An 18,033-nucleotide genomic window follows, 5' to 3' on the forward strand; every position below is an offset into this window, starting at 1 on the left:
ATAGGCTATAGTGATTGCAAAGGATTGTCATGCTGGCAATGAACTTTGCGTACATACACGGGCTCTAAGCCCTACGCTGATTATTTTCCATTGATTTTTCAACTACAAGGATAAGTTTATGCGTAAAATTATGTGGTTAATTCCCGCGTTATTACTTTCAGCCTGCCAGGTGCAAGCACAAAATAGTAATGCAATGAACAATACACCGTCGGTCACCGTATCGGGTCAAGCCACCCACTATGCCGTCCCCGATCAAATGAGTTTGACCTTGTGGGTCGAAGAACGTGGGCAAAAGCTCAGCTCGCTAAAAACACAAGTCGACCAAGCCAGCGAAAAAGTGCTACGTGACCTGCTCGAACGCGATATCGATAAAAAAGATATTCAATCTTATCAATTGCAGGTTTATCCACAATACGAGCGCAATGATAACGGAGAGACGCAACAAAAAGGCTTTGTCGTGCAGCGCCAGATCCGTGTCACTCTGCGTGATACTAGCCACTACGATAAAATCGTCGACATGGCGCTAGCACAGGGTGTTACCCGCGTTGCCAATATGCAGTATGAAATCAGCAACGCCGATGCCATATATCAGCAGGCACTGACCGATGCCTACGCCCAAGCCCAACAAAAAGCAAAGCTTATCGCGGAACGCGCAGGTTTAAGCTTGGGTCATGCAATTAATATTCGTGAGCAATCTATGCCGCGCTATGGAGTGATGATGATGGCTGCAGAACGGGTTTCAAAAAGTGATGTCTCGTTGCCGGGTCAACAGAGCGTCGAAGCACAAATCGAAGTGACTTTTACGCTGCAATAATGTAACCGCGTTATTATGTGGAAAAAGCGTTATATCGAAAAAGCGCCAGCCTGTGCTGGCGTTTTTTATGCTTGATCAGATAAGTCTACTTCAACCAAAACGGCTATCGGCAACAAAGGGGTTATTCGCACGCTCTTCGGCAAAGGTTGAGGTCGGCCCGTGTCCCGGAATAAAGGTGATATCGTCACCCAACGGCCATAGTTGTTCGCGGATAGAACGCACTAATTGTTGATGGTCACCACGAGGAAAATCTGAACGGCCAATGCTGCCATGAAAAAGCACATCGCCAACCCAGGCAACTCTTGCCTCAACATCGACAAAAACCACATGTCCGGGCGTGTGTCCAGGACAATGCAACACCTGTAACTGACGCTCCCCCACAGTCACTTGCTCACCGTCATTTAACCATTGATCAGGTACTAACGGCTCAACCTGAGCGGCGAACTGAAAGCGTTGCGCTTGCTGTGGTAACTGCGATAACCAAAAGTCGTCGTCACGATGTGGTCCCACCACCGGCACTTGATAATGTTCAGCAATGCTAGCAGCAGCACCGGCATGATCCAAATGACCATGGGTTAACAGAACTTTGTCGACCGTGACGCCTTGTTCGGCAACCACTTGCTTAATATTCTCAGCATCACCACCGGGATCGACAATCGCAGCACGATTGCTGACACTACACCAAACAATCGAACAGTTTTGTTGGAATGGCGTGACTGGCACGATAGTTAATTTCAACATGATTGACGACACCCTTTATTTATCGGCATTTAGACAACTTTATCGGCGCTGACTGATTGATTTATCAAGAGCCGTGAGTACAATTAAGGCCGTTGAAACAATTTCATAACAAGCCTAAATCTGCATAACTATAACATTACAGGCAACCTCTTTTGCGTAAACTGCTGGTTATTTTCACCCTACTGCTGACTGTCTTTACAGGCTCTTCAATAGCCGAAGAGTGGGAGCAATGGCGCCGTTTAAGCAGTGATGAACCGCAGCGCGTACTCGAGCTAACCGAGGCTCAGTTACAACAACAGCCGAAGCCGGCATTAGCGGCTAGAATTTACGCCGTTCGCGCCCAAGCATGGCGTAACTTAGGCGATGAGAACGCTTCATTTCAAGCCATTCAGCAGGGCCTTGGTTTGATCGACGAAGATCCGGATGACGTCGCAGAAACGTTGTTACGCATCAATTTGGTGCTCAATTTATTACAGCAAGGCAAAAAAGCTCAAGCCGCGCAACAAGCCAGTGCCGCCAGCCAAGCCGCAGCCCGTAGTCAACGCCCTGACTTACAAATCGAAGCCAGCATCAGCCAAGCACAGGTAGCGCAATCATTGGGTGACTTGAGCCGCGCCATGAGTATTTTAGAAACACTGGAAAAGACCGAGCACAGTAATAACGAGCGCTTGCAAATGGAGTTTCACGCGTTGCTGGGTGACGTTTATCTAGATGCAGGCGCCTACCATCGCGGTACCGAGCAAATCAAAACTGCGCTAGCCATCGCCAGACAATCGCTTGGTCGCTGGGATGTGTCGGTTCTACTGTATAATTTAGGTACCGCTGAGCAACAACGGGACGACTACCAAGCCGCACAACAACATTTACTCGAAGCGCTGCAAATCAGCCGCGAGCTCAACGATAGCTTGGGCATCGCTTACGCTACCCAAGCGCTAGCCAATATTGAGCAACGCCAACAGCATTACGATACCGCCCGACAACAGCTCGAACAGGCGTTGCAAGCGTATCAGCAGCAGCACATCCGTCCGAAAACGGCAGAAGTCATGCTGACGCTGGCTGAATGGGATTTGAATCAACAACGGCTTGAGCCCGCTAAGCAACGTGTAGTGCAACTCGCGCCGTTGATAGAGGCGCTAGCCGATACCGCATTATTAACCGATTATCGTTTTTTACAATCAAAAATAGCCGAACAAGAAGGCAATTATCGCGCTGCACTTGAGTACTTCCATCAGTACAGTGAATTACTCGATAAGCGTCAGCGCGCGCTCAATAACCGTAATTTGCGCGATTTGATTGTGCGGTTGGAAATCAAACAACAAGAAACCACCAACGAATTATTAAAAAAAGAAAACCAACTACAACAGCTGCAGTTTAAAGAACAACAAACCTACGCATACTTTTTGTTCACACTAGTAGTTTTAGCCGTTTTGACGACGCTAATCGTAGTCTATTTACTTACCCGTCAAATCCGCTCACGCAAACGCTTTGCACGGCTGGCAATGACCGATGAGCTGACCGGCGCACCGAATCGACGAGCTATTGTCGAGCAAGCCCAGCGCAGCTTAGCTGAAGCAAAACAACAAGGCAGCTCGGTAGCCTTAGCCATTATCGACTTTGACTATTTTAAGCAGGTTAATGATCGCTTTGGTCACGATGCTGGAGACCGTGTATTACAACGCTTCGCTCAAGTTACCGATAAGGTTCTACGGCAAGGCGACTACCACGGACGTCTTGGCGGAGAAGAATGGTTGTTAGTACTCAACCATACCGCCGACGACCACGCCGAATTAATTTTTGAACGCTTAAGTCAAGCCTTATCTGCAGAGAGTATCGAGGGTGTCGATAATGATTATCCGTTAACCTTTAGCATGGGTTTTGTCACTAGCCAAGCGGGTAAGGACAGTTTTGAGCGTTTGTATAAGCGCGCCGATGAAGCGCTTTACTCGGCCAAGCACCAAGGCCGTCGACGGCTGATCATTGCTGCTAGATGAACGCTATGGTGCACTGCTTAGCGTAGTCAAACCAGTTGGCCAGTTTAATAGCTGCTCACTCATACAGTGTAGCCCGCCACCGCCACGAATCATCTCGATCGCCCTGACTGGGCGAATATCTAAGCTTGGCAGGGCTTCTTGCAAACGCGTTAGCGCCTGCGCGTCACTGGATAAACCGAACTGTGGCACCCATAGCTGGCGTCCACTACGTAAGCAATTGACATAGCTGGCTAATAACGGTCGTTGAGCGCGGCTTAACACACCCGGCCGCGACTCAATTGAAGCCGTCGAGTTGGCGCTTACGTTGAGTAACTGCGGTTGTGGCAAAGCGACGACTCGGTAGCGTTCACCATTACAGTTACGCAACCCTTGCAGACGCTGAAAATTTTCTTTTAAGGCGGCTTGATCAGGATGTTCAGTACTCTCTGGCAGGCTCACTAAGAGCGTTTGTGAATCGATAAAAAGCGCCACGTTATCGACATGACCGAGCGTTTCATCACCACTCAAAAAGCCATCCAGACAAACCAACTGACGCAGCCGCAAACGCCGTTGTAAAGCCTGCTGATAGCAGTTCGCGCTTAACCCGCTACTGGCCGCTAAGCGTTGTATGCAGGCACGCGCCATTAGCGCCGTGCCATACCCATCGTGACTGAGTGCGCCACCTTCAAAAACCAATGTTTGTTGCACTGGCTGCACAGCTTGCGCCTGTGCTACGCGCAGCGCTAAGCTTTGGTCGCGGGCATAGTTCGGATAGAGTCCACCCCAAGCATCAAAACGCCAGCACAATGCGCTGTAACGTTGAGCTTGATCAACCATCCAAGTCGGGCTCAAATCACGCGGCCAAGCATCATCATAGTGGCATAACCATAACCCTACGCGATGCTGCTGCGCGGTTGACAACTGGCAGCGTAATAGCTTCGCGACTGCGGCCGCTAAACGCGGTAACACGCCCACGACACAACGCTGTTGATGACTGATATCGGCTATCCAGTCGACTAACTCCTGCTGCACCGGCAGCGCCGCGTCGCGCCATACGTCACGGCGATATGGCCATAATATAAAAATGGCAGCTTGTCGCTGCCATTCTGCTACTGTTCGCACATCGAGTGCTTGCGGGTGGTTTGCAAGGATCATTGGCGCGTTTTTTTAATTGGCTTGCGGGTCCGTTCAGAGCGGCTCCCATTAGCCGTATCAGGGCGTTTCCGTTCACTGCGCTGACGTTCGTTTTTTTGTCCCGAGTGTTTGTTCGGCTTTGCACTCGGCTTTGAACTCGGCTTATGCTGCGCATCACGTTCTGGTTTAGTACCGCTTGTCGTCTGTCGTTGACGGTGCTTAGCATTGGCTCGTCGAATACGGGCTAACTTACGCTGTTTCGGCTCGCTTTGCCGGGCATCCAGAAAACTACGTGTTTCTGCTGGTAAGCCTACCAATTCACGTAAATAGTTAACCTCTGTCAACGCCATTTCACTCCAGCCACCTTGCGGTAAACCAGACTCCAACGGAATATTACCGTAACGGATCCGGATCAAGCGGCTGACTTGAACCCCCTGCGACTCCCACAGGCGACGCACTTCACGGTTACGGCCCTCGGTCAGGGTGACATGAAACCATTGATTCATGCCCTCACCACCGGCGTGTTTAAGCTGCGTGAAGTTGGCCGGACCGTCTTCTAGTTGCACACCACGGCGTAAGCGTTGCAGCATGGCGTCATTGACCTCGCCAAAGACGCGCACAGCATATTCACGCTCGACTTGCTGACTGGGATGCATTAAGCGATTAGCTAATTCACCATCGGTGGTAAACAGCAACAAACCCGAAGTATTGACGTCGAGTCGTCCTACCGCCACCCAACGCGCACCGTTCATACGCGGTAAGCGTTGATAAACCGTGGGTCGCCCCTCTGGGTCTTTACGTGTACACAATTCGCCCTCTGGCTTGTGATACATCAACACCCGACAGATCACAGCTTGTTCGGGCTTGATCACCACATCGTGACCATCAATGCGCACCCGCGCTTCGGCATCGATACGTTCACCCAGTTGTGCCACACGGTCGTCGACGCGAATGCGACCAGCGGCAATCATCGCTTCGATCTCTCGGCGTGAACCATATCCTGAACGGGCTAATACTTTCTGTAATTTTTCACTCATTATTAGTGCACTCTGTCGTTTGTCGCTGTCTCAGCGGTAGTTGCAGAAGCCGGTTCCGCGATGGCCGGTAATTCTGACAGATCTTTGATGTTAAAGTCATCTAAAAATGTCTTCGTGGTGGCGTAAAGTTGTGGTCTCCCCGGCACTTCGCGGTGCCCCACCACCTTGATCCAACCGCGTTCCTGCAAGGTCTTCATAATTTGAGAGCTGACGCTGACACCGCGCACGTCCTCGATTTCACCACGAGTAATCGGCTGTCGATAAGCAATCAGCGCTAATGTCTCCAGCAACGCTTGTGAATACCGCGGCGGCTTTTCCTGCCATAAATTGGCTAGCAGCGCTGCAAATTCGGGTTTGCTTTGAAAGCGATAGCCTGACGCCACTTGTACTAACTCGACGCCACGATTTTGGTAGTGTTGCTGTAACTCTGCTAAAGCCTTTTTAATACGGGCGTTAGACACCGAGTAGGCGGCCAACAGTTGCTCTTGTAGCTGCACCGCTGTCATTGGCTGCTCGGCAACAAACAATGCCGCCTCGATAACTTGTAACAATTGCTGATCATTCAGCTTCATGAGCGTCCTCTGGCACAGTGGCAGCACTTTTTAACGTGACATGAAGATGTTGCTGCCCGTCGACATAAAGCAATTCAATTAACGATTCACGTACCAACTCTAAAATGGCTAAAAAGCTGACTACCACGCCCGCTCTTCCCTCGGCGCGCGTAAAAAGTTGCGCAAAAGCCACATATCGTTGTTGTTCTAAACGCTCTAACACAGCACTCATACGCGCTCGCGTGGATAAGTTTTCACGTTGGATCTGGTGATGAGCGTGTAAGTCGAGCTGGCGTAACACATCACTAAACGCCAATGCTAACTCTTGCAAACTAACCTCAGGAGGCACTACCTTGAGTTGCGCTTTGGCGTCGCTACTAATATGCGCCACAAATACATCACGTCCGCGCTGCGGCAGTTGCTCTAAATGCTGCGCTCCTTCTCGAATCGCCTCATATTCTTGTAGTCGACGCACCAATTCGGCGCGCGGATCGAGCTCATCATCGTCATCGCTGTGAGCGGGTTTAGGCAATAGCAAACGACTTTTAATTTCGGCTAACATGGCCGCCATCACCAAATAATCAGCCGCTAACTCTAAATTCAATTCGTGCATCATCTCGACATAACTAACATATTGCTTGGTTATGTCGAATACCGGTAAATCTAAAATATCCAGTTTTTGCTTGCGGATCAGGTATAACAGCAAGTCCATCGGACCGCTAAAACTCTCTAAAATCACTTCTAACGCGTGTGGCGGAATATATAAATCCTGCGGCCGTTCAATCACCGGCTCACCACGCACAAACCCTAACGGTAACGGTTGCTGCGCCGCATGCGGATCCGCTGCCTGCTTGACCGTCCCTTGCTCTAGCTGCGGCTTGCCGATTACTTCGCTATTCATGCGCATGACTCACACACGGCCATAGGGTTACTCTTCAAAAGGACCGGCGTCGCCTTTGCCGTATCGCAGGATACGAATTTGGTTATCATCGGCTAAATCCACTACCGTAGTCGGCTGTTCACCACGGTTTCCACCGTCGATAATTAAATCGACGCGCTTTTCCAGTACTTCACGAATGTGAAAGGGATCAGCCTCAGCAAACTCATTGCCGTCCAAAATCAAGCTGGTAGACATTAACGGCTCGCCTAAATCCTCCAGTAGCGCCAGCGCAATACGATTGGTAGGTACCCGGATACCGATGGTTTTTCGTTTTGGATTCAGTAATCGACGCGGCACCTCTTTGGTACCTTTCAGCACAAAGGTATAGGCCCCGGGGGTATTATTTTTGAGTAGTCGGAAAGCATTATTATCCACCCGCGCATAGGTCGATAACTCCGATAAATCTCGGCACATCAGGGTAAAGTTATGGTCTTTATCGACCGACCGGATTTGACAAATACGCTCCATCGCCCCCTTATCACCCAGCTGACAACCAATGGCATAACCCGAATCGGTAGGATAAACCACCACACCACCTTGCCGCACAATCGCCACCGCTTGTTGAATCAAACGTGCTTGTGGGTTTTCAGGGTGTATTTCAAAATATTGACTCATGCTTGCCTCCACGCTCTACCATGACCGTTTGCTAAGCTGCCCAATGTTGCCATATTGGCACACAGTCAGCGGGCAAACAAAGATTTTTGCCTAACTCGCGCCAGCCATTCGGGTTATGAAAATCCGATCCTGCTGAGGCGTAATAATCGTATTCAAGAGCGAATCGCTGCAAAGCTTCACGTTGTCCCGGAGATTGCTGTGAAATCGCCACTTCTATCGCGTCTAATTGCCAACTTTTGCCCTGTAGCAACAGCCGCCGCAACCATTTATTCGATAATTGATAGGCGTGTGGGTGAGCCAATACCGCAACACCGCCGGCAGCATGGATGGCGCTAATGGCGCTATCGATAGTACACCAGTCGGCGGCTTGATAGGCACTCTTGCCAGCACCGATGTAACGCTTGAAGGCTTGCTGCGGCTGGTCAATGTGCCCTGCGGCGACCAGCGCATCGGCAATGTGCTTGCGAGTAGCAACACCGCTTAGATTCTGCAAGTAAGTACTAACATCCATGCCGCGCCGGGCCAATTTTTCTAACATTGCCGCAATGCGCTGTTGACGCGCTTGCTGCTGTTGCGCCAGCAAGGTTAATAATGTCGGCTGTTGCGGGTCGATATTGAGCCCGACAATATGAATGTCAAAGCGATGCCAGCGACAGCTGATTTCGACCCCGCTAACCAGCCTTAACGGTAATTGCTGACTGACAATGGTCTGTTGCGCCTGAGCTAACCCGGCCACACTATCATGATCGGTAATAGCCAGTTGACTAACGCCCTGCTCGACCGCGCGCAGCACCAGTTCAGCTGGCGCTAAACTGCCGTCAGAAAAGTGGCTGTGACAATGTAAGTCGATGCTCATAATGATCTTTATCGGTTAGTTGGCAACTACTAATAGAAACTGAATGGATGTGCCACGCCTACAAACGCAGGCGTGAACATCAATGACTGCAGCGTTTGCTGCCGCATTGTTAGCCACATCATAACACGAAGTATTTACAACAAGGAGTCGATATGGCCGAGCTACCTCGCGTTATCCGTGATTCAGAAAGTTTATTAAAAGATATTTACAGCACCTTGGCAGTATCGGATGACGCACAACGCCGCTTGTCGCAGCCCAATACCATCATTCAAGTCGCCATTCCACTGCGTATGGACGACGGTTCGCTACAAGTATTTAAAGGCTGGCGCGCGCAGTACGATACCACCTTAGGACCGGCAAAAGGTGGGATCCGCTACCATCCCGACGTCGATGCCGAAGAAGTCACCTCTTTAGCATTCTGGATGACCATCAAAAACGCTATCGTCGATTTGCCCTTTGGTGGCGGTAAAGGTGGTATTTGCTGTGATCCGAAAAAGCTATCGAAAATGGAATTAGAACGCTTATCACGCGGCTATATTCGCGCGATTAAAGATATCATCGGCGTCGACCGTGATATTCCGGCGCCTGACGTTAACACCAATGCCACCGTAATGAGCTGGATGGCCGATGAATATAACCACATTGTGCGCGCTAATGTACCCGGCGTTATCACCGGTAAACCGATCGGTTTAGGTGGTTCACAAGGGCGCGTAGAAGCGACCGGCTTAGGCGCCCTAAAAGTGTTGGACCTATGGGCGCAGCGCCAACAGAAGAAACCACAGGATCTGACCGTTGCGGTACAAGGCTTTGGCAACGCTGGCTATTATTTTGCTAAAGGCGCGCGTGAACACGGTTATCGGGTGGTCGCGGTGTCGGATTCAAAAGGTGCCGTCTATGCTAAAGAAGGGCTCGACCCAGAACCGATTTGGCAACACAAAAATCAAGAACGCGAGCTAAAAGGCTTTATTTATAGCGATAACTCCGTTAGCGACGAACAAGAACAACAAGGCAGTGTCGAACAATTAACTAACGATGAACTGTTAAGTCTAGATGTTGATGTGTTGGTATTAGCCGCTTTGGAGGACCAAATCACCGACGAAAATGTTGCTAACGTCAACGCCAAAGCCATTGTCGAAATTGCTAACGGCCCGATCAGTCGCAGCGCCGATGATAAGCTGTTCCAGCGCGAGATCCCGGTGCTACCCGACGTACTCGCCAACACCGGTGGCGTGATCGTTAGTTATATGGAATGGCTACAGAACCGTAGTGGCGACTATTGGACGGCTGACACCGTTCGCGAACGCTTACACGAACGTTTAGAGCGGCAAAGTGAACGTTGTTTTGAGATGGCCGAAAAGCATCAAGTTAGCCTGCGCCAAGCAGCCTATATGGTTGCCATTGAGCGCTTAGCGACAGCGATGGATCATCGCGGTACACAGTCGTATTTTAGTAATGGTCAGGACCAATAACGGTTCCAACATAAGGATAATTACCATGCCCGCCTTAGCCGATACCATCTGGTTTAACGGTCAGTTAATACCTTGGCAGCAAGCGCAAGTGCACGTAATGAGTCACGCCTTACATTATGGTTCCTCGGTATTTGAAGGCATTCGTGCCTATCAAACGCCACAAGGACCCGCGATACTGCGCTTGCACGACCACATTCAGCGCTTATACGATTCAGCCAAAATTTATCGCATGAACCTGCCGTTCCAACCACAGCAGCTGGTGACAGCCTGTCACCAGACGTTGGCCGCTAATAACCTAACTAACGCCTATATCCGGCCGTTAGCTTTTATTGGCGACGTTGGCTTGGGCTTGTGTCCGCCGGTCGACGCTGTGTGCGATATGGTGGTTGCAGCGTTTCCCTGGCGTGCCTACCTAGGCGAAGACAGCGCCGAACAAGGCGTTGATGTCTGCGTCAGCTCGTGGCAACGACTGGCCGCGAATACCATGCCGACTGGCGCTAAAGCGGGAGGTAATTACTTATCATCGCAGTTGATTTCGGCCGAAGCCAAGCGCCACGGTTATCATGAAGGTATTGCCTTGGATGTGCATGGGCGTATTTCTGAGGGCGCTGGTGAAAACCTGTTTGTGGTGCGCAATGGCGCACTCTATACACCGCCGACCACGGCCAGTATTTTACCCGGACTGACCCGTGATATGGTCATCAAAATCGCTCAACAGTTGGGCTATACGGTGCATCAGGAAAGTATTGCGCGTGAATCGCTATACTTAGCCGATGAGCTGTTTATGACCGGTACCGCGGCCGAGATCGTACCGGTTCGCAGTGTCGATAAGATCAGTATCGGTAGAGGCACTAGAGGTCCGTTAACTGAAGCGATACAAGCCGCATTTTTTGGCTTATTCGACGGCAGTTTTTCAGATCGTTGGGGTTGGCTAGAGCCGCTACAAACAGAGCGATAAAGCGCAACAGATGGGTTGACTTTAGTTTTTAGACCCGCTAGATTGCCGCTTAGACAAGTTAATTTAAAGACGCAACGCAAATGAATCAGATACAACAAGTACAAAACTGGTGGTGGCACTTCCCGATACAGCGGGTGTTGTGATCGTGCGCGTCTAAATAACGCAAAGATTTATCCAAAAGCCCGCATCATTGCGGGCTTTTTTGTTTTTATAAGGAAATATTTGTGAAGTTATCGAAGCAAACCGGACAATTGTATGCGCTGTCGGTAAGTGTACCTTACCAGCCCGATCCCATGCGCTTATATCAGCAGCTGTGTGGTGACAAAGCTGACACCTTGCTACTGGAGTCTGCCGAAATACAGTCTAAGCATAGCTTGAAAAGCCTACTGATGGTTGATGCTGCGCTACAATTGGTGTGTCGTGAACAACAGGTGACCATTCGCGCACTCAGCGCTAACGGCGCACAATTATTACCCTGGTTAGCCGAGCAACTAGCACAGCCGGGTGTTGTTGTGCAGCAGCAAGCACAGCAGTTGCTAATTGATTACAGCGTCGTGCATGGCAACGCGAATCACGATTTAGACGAAGACCAGCGACTTCGAGCGTTAAGTAATTTAGAACCGCTACGGGTACTACAACAACGCTTACAACAACAGCAACAACATCCGTTAGGCATTTTTCTGGGGGGGGTTTTTGCATACGACTTAATAGCCAGTTTTGAAGACCTAGCCGCTGTAGCCGAGGGTGAAAACGACTGTCCCGACTATCAGTTTTATTTAGCGGAAACGCTGCTCATCATCGATCACCAGCAACAACAAACCGAATTATTGGGCAGTTTACTTAGCGGCCCTCAGGTTCAAGAACATTATCAGCAACTTAGCGAACGCTTGGGTTATATTGCCGGACAAGCACAATTACCACTGATAAGCGCTAGCGACGTTGCTGCCAGTACTAGCCAGGCAACCAGCGCTGATACGGTTGATGCCAGTCCTGACCGCGCCACTTTTAGCGCAATCGTCGAGCAAATGAAGCAACACATCGGTGCTGGCGACATTTTTCAAGTGGTGCCATCACGTCGCTTTCGTCTGCCTTGCCATGATGTACTGGCCGCTTATCGAGAATTAAAGCGCAGTAACCCGTCACCTTATATGTTTTTGATGCGTGCCGCTGACTTTAGTCTATTTGGTGCCTCGCCAGAGTCGGCGTTAAAGTATGAGCAACACAGTAACCAAGTCGAGCTGTATCCGATTGCCGGCACCCGACCACGCGGCAAACACCAAGATGGCAGTATCGATGCCGATTTAGATAGTCGCTTAGAACTTGATTTACGCTTAGACCAAAAAGAATTAGCCGAACACCTCATGTTGGTCGATTTATCACGCAATGACCTAGCGCGTATTGCGCAGCCAGGCAGTCGTTACGTCGCCGACTTACTCAAAGTGGATCGCTACTCGCATGTCATGCATTTGGTCTCACGGGTAGTGGCGCAACTACAGCCCGATTTAGATGCACTGCACGCCTACCGCGCCTGCATGAACATGGGCACCTTGGTGGGTGCGCCAAAAATCAGTGCGGCGAGCCTGATCCGCGCTGTCGAGCAACAACGTCGCGGCAGTTATGGCGGCGCCGTCGGCTACCTATCGGGCAATGGCGATATGGATACTTGTATTGTCATTCGCTCGGCTTTTGTCAAAGGCCAGACCGCCTATGTGCAAGCGGGTGCAGGCGTTGTTTACGACTCACAAGCCGCGGCCGAGTGCGACGAGACCGAAAACAAAGCGCGCGCCGTTATTCAAGCCATTCAGCAAGCCAATCAACGCTCACAAGGAGCCGGACGATGAGTCAAGGCCGTATCATCCTGATCGATAATCAGGACTCATTTGCGTATAACCTAGTCGACGAACTGCGTCAGCTCGGTTATCAACTGCTGATTTACCGTAATCAAGTCAGCGTCGAGACCTTAGCCGCCTGCGTCGATGACTATGCGGATCCACAGTTATTATGCTTATCGCCAGGCCCCGGCCATCCGCAACAAGCCGGTCAACTGCTAGCCATCATCAAACATTTTCGCGGTAAACTACCGATGCTGGGTATCTGCCTGGGATTACAAGCATTACTGGTGGATGCTGGCGCTCGCGTTGATCGCTGTGGTGAAATTGTGCACGGTAAGGTGGCGCGGGTCGACTGCGTGCCACATCCATTATTCGAGGGCTTGATTGACGATTTATCTGACGCCACAACAGCAACCCTGTCGGTCGCCCGTTATCACTCCTTGAGTGGTTACGACTTGCCATCATCGGCACAGGTGTTGGCTAGCATCGATGGCCCGCAAGGCAGGATCCCGATGGCGGTTTACTTTAGCCAACAGCACAGCTTAGGTTTTCAGTTTCATCCCGAATCTATCATGACCACCGCCGGTAGCCGCTTGTTAAAACAAAGTGTGCAAATGCTACTGGCAGCACCATCAACAACCCCGTCAGGAGCTATCTCATGCAGTTATTAGAGCCCCTTCTTGCTGGCGAAACCCTGAGCCAAATACAATGTCAGCGTTTGTTTCAGCATTTGGTTAAAGGCGAACTCAACGACATGCAAATCACCGCCGCGTTAGTGGCGATGAAAATGCGTGGCGAAACGCCCGCCGAACTCGCCGGTGCGGCCAGCGCTTTACGGGATGCCGCCAAACCCTTTCAGCGTCCAGCCACGACAGTTATTGATAGCTGTGGCACCGGCGGCGATGGTAGTAACACCTTAAATATATCAACCACGGCGGCCTTGGTCGCGGCCAGCATGGGCATGACCGTGGCTAAGCATGGTAATCGCAGTGTCAGCTCACGCTCGGGCTCGGCTGATGTGTTAGAAGCCTTAGGTCTGCGCGTCGACTTAGATGCCGACGTGGCGGCCAAACAATTGCAGCAACTCGGTTTTTGCTTTTTGTTTGCACCGCATTATCATCCCGGTATCCGCTATGCGATGCCAACCCGACAAACGCTAAAAACACGCACCCTATTCAATCTGTTAGGACCGCTGGTTAACCCTGCTCGCCCCAATGCCCAGTTGCTCGGCGTCTATCATCCCGATTGGTGCGAGCCGTTGGCCGAAACCCTACGTTTATTGGGTTGTGAAAGAGCGATGGTGATTCACGGTAGTGGTTTGGATGAATTTGCTTTGCACGGTTCGACACAGGTCGTCGAGTTGCGTGATAATCAGCTACAGCGCTATACACTCACGCCGCAAGATTTTGGCGTGACAAACGCGCCCGTGAGTGCCTTACGCGGCGGTGACGCCGACCATAACGCCAACCTGCTGCAGCAAATTTTAGCCGGCTCAGCGAGCTTGCCGCAGCAACAAGCGGTCGCCATGAACGTGGCCGCAATGATGTATTTGAGCGACCGTGAAAACTCTTTGAAAAACGCCACCGAGGAAGTATTAATACACTTACAGAGTGGTCAGGCATTGCAACATTTAGCCAATATCGTAGCCTTACAACCACGGGGGCAGCAATCGGCATGAGCAACATTGAGCAGCTAGCCGCAAGCGCACTGAACGGCACGATTTTAGATAAAATTGTACGTCAACGTCAGCAGCGTATTACGGAACTTTATCAAACCTATGACGTTGAGGAGTTACGAGCGCAGCTACAGCCAAGTCAACGCAGTTTGGCAGACGCCTTAGCCCAGCCCGGTAGTGGTTTTATTTTAGAGTGTAAAAAAGCATCGCCGTCAAAAGGCCTGATCCGGGCCGACTTTAACCCCGTCGGCATCGCACGTAGCTATGCGCCCTATGCAGCAGCAATATCGGTACTCACCGAACCCGATTTCTTTCAAGGCCAGTTCGACTATTTAGCGGCGGTTAGCGCAGCCGTATACTGTGTAAAGACTTTATCATCGATCCGATGCAAATTTATTTAGCACGCTACTATGGTGCCGACGCTATTTTACTGATGTTGTCGGTGTTAGACGATGAGCGTTACCAACAACTCGCCGCCGTGGCCAGCGCACTAAATCTTGATATTCTGACCGAAGTCAGTAATGACCAAGAAATGGCTCGTGCAGCCCGGCTCAAGGCCACCATTATCGGTATCAATAATCGCGACTTGCGTGACCTGAGTATTGATATAGAACGTAGCCAACAGCTTAGCGAGAAAGCGCCTGCTGGGGCGTTAATAGTGGCCGAATCCGGTTATCAAAATAACCATCAAATCCGTACCAGCGCGCCATTTGTTGACGGCTTTTTGATCGGGAGTGCGCTAGCGGCGCAAGACGATATTGATTGGGCTTGTCGTGCCCTACTCTATGGCGAACATAAAGTCTGCGGTATCCGGCAAGCGGCAACCGCACATGTGGCACAAGCCGTCGGTGCCTGTTATGGCGGACTGATTTTCGCTGAACAATCGCCACGTTGTGTCAGCCTTGAACAGGCCCGCAACATTATCGCCGCCGAACCCAGTTTGCGCTGGGTCGGCGTGTTTAATCACGGTGATGTCAAACAGCTACTTGCCGTCGCCCGGCAGTTACCATTGTATGCGCTGCAATTGCACGGCGATTGGCCAGCAGAGAGCTTTCAGGCAATCAAACAAAGCTTACCTGAAATAGCCTTATGGCGAGCATTGCCGGTTACCGCGGTACCGCAGTTAACGCAGCCCGAGGTTGACCGTTATGTGTTAGATAACGGTGCCGGAGGCAGTGGTGAGTGCTTTGACTGGCGTTATATAGCGCCGTTAAGCGCTGCTGATAAACAACGTTGTCAGTTGGCCGGAGGCCTTAACGCCAGCAACATTGACAACGCCTTGGCACAAGCTTGTGCGGGCCTAGATATTAACTCGGGTGTGGAACGGCAGCGCGCGGAAAAGGACGCAGCACGGCTTAGTCAAGTATTTGCACGTATTCGATATTATGGTCGGGAGGACGTATGAAACAGACCTATTCAGCTTATTTTGGCGATTTTGGTGGACAATTTGTCCCCGAGATCTTATTACCGGCGTTAAACCAGTTAGAGCAAGCGTTTTTAGACGCGCAGCAAGATCCCCGTTTTCAAGATGAGTTTAAGCACCTGCTAACCCACTACTTGGGGCGCCCCACGCCATTATCTTGCTGCCGTAACCTACCGCTGAACGCTGCCAATGGTTGCAAGATTTATTTAAAACGCGAGGATTTATTGCACGGTGGTGCGCATAAAACCAATCAAGTGCTAGGGCAGGCGCTACTAGCCAAACGCATGGGTAAACAACGTATTATTGCCGAGACCGGTGCCGGTCAACATGGTACCGCGACCGCTTTAGCTTGCGCTCTGCTGGGTTTAGAGTGCGTGATTTATATGGGTAAAAAGGACGTTGAACGGCAGCAACCCAATGTCTTCCGGATGGAGCTAATGGGCGCCACGGTGATACCGGTTGATACCGGTAGTGGTACACTAAAAGATGCCGTTAATGAAGCCTTACGCGATTGGACCGCCAGTTACCCAAGCACTCATTATTTGCTCGGTACCGCTGCCGGTCCTCATCCATTCCCGACCATTGTGCGCGAGTTCCATCGCATGATCGGCGGCGAAGCCAAGCAACAAATATTGGCGCGCGAAGGACGTTTGCCAGACGAGGTGATCGCCTGTGTTGGCGGTGGCTCCAATGCTATCGGTATGTTCGCCGAGTTTATCGATGACAGTGAGGTCGCGCTAATTGGTGTCGAACCAGCGGGTAAAGGCCTACATAGCAACCAACATGGTGCCACTTTAGCAGCGGGCAAACCGGGTATATTACATGGCTGTTTATCTTACTTGATGCAGGATGACGATGGCCAAATAGAGGAAAGCTACTCGGTCTCGGCGGGTTTAGATTATCCCGGTGTAGGTCCGCAACATGCCTATTTGCATAGTATTGGTCGTGCTCGCTATGAGTCAGTCAGCGATGACGAAGCGCTTAGTGCCTTTAAATTACTGGCAAAACACGAAGGTATCATTCCCGCACTGGAGTCGGCACACGCACTTGCTTACGCTTTAAAACGAGCGCAACAGCCGGATGCGCCAGCGCTGCTATTGGTTAACTTATCGGGCCGTGGTGATAAAGATATCGACCATGTACGACGTATCATGGCAGCACAAGAAAAGCACGCGCTGGCAGCTGAGGAGGCCGCAGAATGAGCCGTTATGAAACCACTTTTGCCAAGCTAAAAGACCGTCAGGAAGGCGCTTTTGTACCCTTTGTGACTCTTTGCGATCCTAACCCACAGCAAAGCTGGCGTATTATCCAAACCCTGATCGATAACGGCGCCGATGCCTTAGAATTGGGTTTACCGTTTTCTGATCCGGTGGCCGACGGTCCAGTGATTCAACGCGCCAACTTACGTGCTTTAGCGAGCGGCGCCAAAATGACGGATTGCTGGCAATTATTGGCAAAAATACGTGAGTATGCGCCAACGCTACCGGTAGGCTTGTTGGTTTATGCCAACTTGGTTTATGCCGGAGGTATTGACAATTTCTACCGCCAGGCTGCCGCGGTCGGCGTCGATTCGGTGCTGATTGCCGATGTACCGCTGCGTGAATCAGCGCGCTTTAGTCAAGCCGCAGCAACTCATCAGATAGCACCCATTTTTATTGCGCCGCCAGACGCGAGTCCGCAATTGCTAAGCGATATCGCAACACATAGTCAGGGTTATATTTATGTGCTTAGCCGCGCCGGTGTCACCGGCACTGAACAGCGTATGCAAACACCCGCCTCCAGCTTATTGGCAAGTCTTCGCGAAAGTGGTGGCGCACCTCCGCTGCTGGGTTTTGGCATCGCCGAACCGGCGCATGTAGCAGCTGCTATTGCGGCCGGTGCGGCGGGTGCAATAAGCGGCTCAGCAGTGGTCAAACGGATTGAACAACACCTCGCTGACGACACCACACAATGCCAAGCACTGGCTGAGTTCGTGCAAAGTATGAAGGCTGCTACTCGCGCCCAAGCCTAGCCCCCGA

At 51.0% G+C, this 18,033-nt stretch carries 16 protein-coding genes, 1 pseudogene and 1 other annotated feature; of the genes and pseudogenes, 10 read left to right on the plus strand and 7 right to left on the minus strand.

Annotated features, from left to right (window positions below):
• The first annotated feature begins 118 nt into the window (after positions 1–118).
• Positions 119–814 (plus strand): SIMPL domain-containing protein, encoded by a 696-nt coding sequence (locus A10D4_RS06335; RefSeq protein ID WP_008488447.1) that lies wholly within the window; start codon positions 119–121, stop codon positions 812–814.
• Between the two features lie 90 nt (positions 815–904).
• On the opposite strand, the gene A10D4_RS06340 is transcribed toward A10D4_RS06335, so the two are convergent.
• Positions 905–1,552: an MBL fold metallo-hydrolase gene (locus A10D4_RS06340; RefSeq protein ID WP_008488449.1), complete on the minus strand. Its 648-nt coding sequence runs from the start codon at positions 1,550–1,552 to the stop codon at positions 905–907.
• A gap of 155 nt (positions 1,553–1,707) precedes the next feature.
• Here A10D4_RS06340 and A10D4_RS06345 point away from each other — a divergent pair, with 155 nt between their 5' ends.
• On the plus strand, positions 1,708–3,546 hold the full coding sequence (locus tag A10D4_RS06345) for a tetratricopeptide repeat-containing diguanylate cyclase (protein ID WP_008488450.1): 1,839 nt from the start codon (positions 1,708–1,710) through the stop codon (positions 3,544–3,546).
• A 3-nt stretch (positions 3,547–3,549) separates the two neighbouring features.
• Here A10D4_RS06345 and A10D4_RS06350 read toward each other — a convergent pair whose 3' ends face one another.
• From A10D4_RS06350 to A10D4_RS06375, 6 genes are read right to left on the minus strand one after another with little or no spacing between them, the layout of a single operon-like run.
• The gene (locus A10D4_RS06350) at positions 3,550–4,647 is read right to left on the minus strand and encodes an agmatine deiminase family protein (RefSeq protein WP_192811514.1); all 1,098 of its coding nucleotides are present in this window, start codon (positions 4,645–4,647) and stop codon (positions 3,550–3,552) included.
• A gap of 29 nt (positions 4,648–4,676) precedes the next feature.
• Entirely contained in the window at positions 4,677–5,696 is a 1,020-nt protein-coding gene (gene rluB, locus A10D4_RS06355) for a 23S rRNA pseudouridine(2605) synthase RluB (protein ID WP_008488452.1), read from the minus strand.
• A gap of 2 nt (positions 5,697–5,698) precedes the next feature.
• A complete protein-coding gene (gene scpB / locus A10D4_RS06360; RefSeq protein WP_008488453.1) occupies positions 5,699–6,268 on the minus strand; it encodes an SMC-Scp complex subunit ScpB in 570 nt (189 codons plus the stop codon).
• The gene (locus A10D4_RS06365; protein WP_008488454.1) at positions 6,255–7,148 is read right to left on the minus strand and encodes a segregation and condensation protein A; all 894 of its coding nucleotides are present in this window, start codon (positions 7,146–7,148) and stop codon (positions 6,255–6,257) included. The genes scpB and A10D4_RS06365 overlap by 14 nt, the downstream gene beginning before the upstream one ends.
• A gap of 27 nt (positions 7,149–7,175) precedes the next feature.
• Entirely contained in the window at positions 7,176–7,802 is a 627-nt protein-coding gene (locus A10D4_RS06370) for an L-threonylcarbamoyladenylate synthase (RefSeq protein WP_008488455.1), read from the minus strand.
• A 31-nt stretch (positions 7,803–7,833) separates the two neighbouring features.
• Positions 7,834–8,658: a PHP domain-containing protein gene (locus A10D4_RS06375; protein ID WP_008488456.1), complete on the minus strand. Its 825-nt coding sequence runs from the start codon at positions 8,656–8,658 to the stop codon at positions 7,834–7,836.
• A 152-nt stretch (positions 8,659–8,810) separates the two neighbouring features.
• On the opposite strand from A10D4_RS06375, the gene A10D4_RS06380 reads away from it, so the two are divergent.
• From A10D4_RS06380 to trpA, 8 genes and pseudogenes are all read left to right on the plus strand, one after another.
• A complete protein-coding gene (locus A10D4_RS06380) occupies positions 8,811–10,127 on the plus strand; it encodes a Glu/Leu/Phe/Val family dehydrogenase (protein ID WP_008488457.1) in 1,317 nt (438 codons plus the stop codon).
• A gap of 25 nt (positions 10,128–10,152) precedes the next feature.
• On the plus strand, positions 10,153–11,085 hold the full coding sequence (locus A10D4_RS06385) for a branched-chain amino acid transaminase (protein ID WP_008488458.1): 933 nt from the start codon (positions 10,153–10,155) through the stop codon (positions 11,083–11,085).
• Between the two features lie 101 nt (positions 11,086–11,186).
• Positions 11,187–11,291: a sequence feature (Trp leader region), on the plus strand.
• An 18-nt stretch (positions 11,292–11,309) separates the two neighbouring features.
• Positions 11,310–12,926, plus strand: coding sequence for an anthranilate synthase component 1 (locus A10D4_RS06390; protein ID WP_008488460.1), 1,617 nt, complete (start codon positions 11,310–11,312; stop codon positions 12,924–12,926).
• Positions 12,923–13,588 (plus strand): anthranilate synthase component II, encoded by a 666-nt coding sequence (locus A10D4_RS06395; RefSeq protein WP_008488461.1) that lies wholly within the window; start codon positions 12,923–12,925, stop codon positions 13,586–13,588. The genes A10D4_RS06390 and A10D4_RS06395 overlap by 4 nt, the downstream gene beginning before the upstream one ends.
• Positions 13,576–14,595, plus strand: a complete 1,020-nt coding sequence (gene trpD, locus A10D4_RS06400; protein WP_008488462.1) for an anthranilate phosphoribosyltransferase — start codon at positions 13,576–13,578, stop codon at positions 14,593–14,595. Before A10D4_RS06395 ends, trpD begins: the two co-directional genes overlap by 13 nt.
• Positions 14,592–15,997 (plus strand): annotated as a pseudogene (gene trpCF / locus A10D4_RS06405) (bifunctional indole-3-glycerol-phosphate synthase TrpC/phosphoribosylanthranilate isomerase TrpF). Before trpD ends, trpCF begins: the two are co-directional and overlap by 4 nt.
• Positions 15,994–17,217, plus strand: a complete 1,224-nt coding sequence (gene trpB / locus A10D4_RS06410; protein ID WP_008488465.1) for a tryptophan synthase subunit beta — start codon at positions 15,994–15,996, stop codon at positions 17,215–17,217. Before trpCF ends, trpB begins: the two are co-directional and overlap by 4 nt.
• Positions 17,214–18,026 (plus strand): tryptophan synthase subunit alpha, encoded by an 813-nt coding sequence (trpA, locus tag A10D4_RS06415; protein ID WP_008488466.1) that lies wholly within the window; start codon positions 17,214–17,216, stop codon positions 18,024–18,026. The genes trpB and trpA overlap by 4 nt, the downstream gene beginning before the upstream one ends.
• Positions 18,027–18,033: the final 7 nt, after the last annotated feature.

The sequence above is a fragment of the Idiomarina xiamenensis 10-D-4 genome (genome assembly GCF_000299895.1).
Classification (GTDB): domain Bacteria; phylum Pseudomonadota; class Gammaproteobacteria; order Enterobacterales; family Alteromonadaceae; genus Idiomarina; species Idiomarina xiamenensis.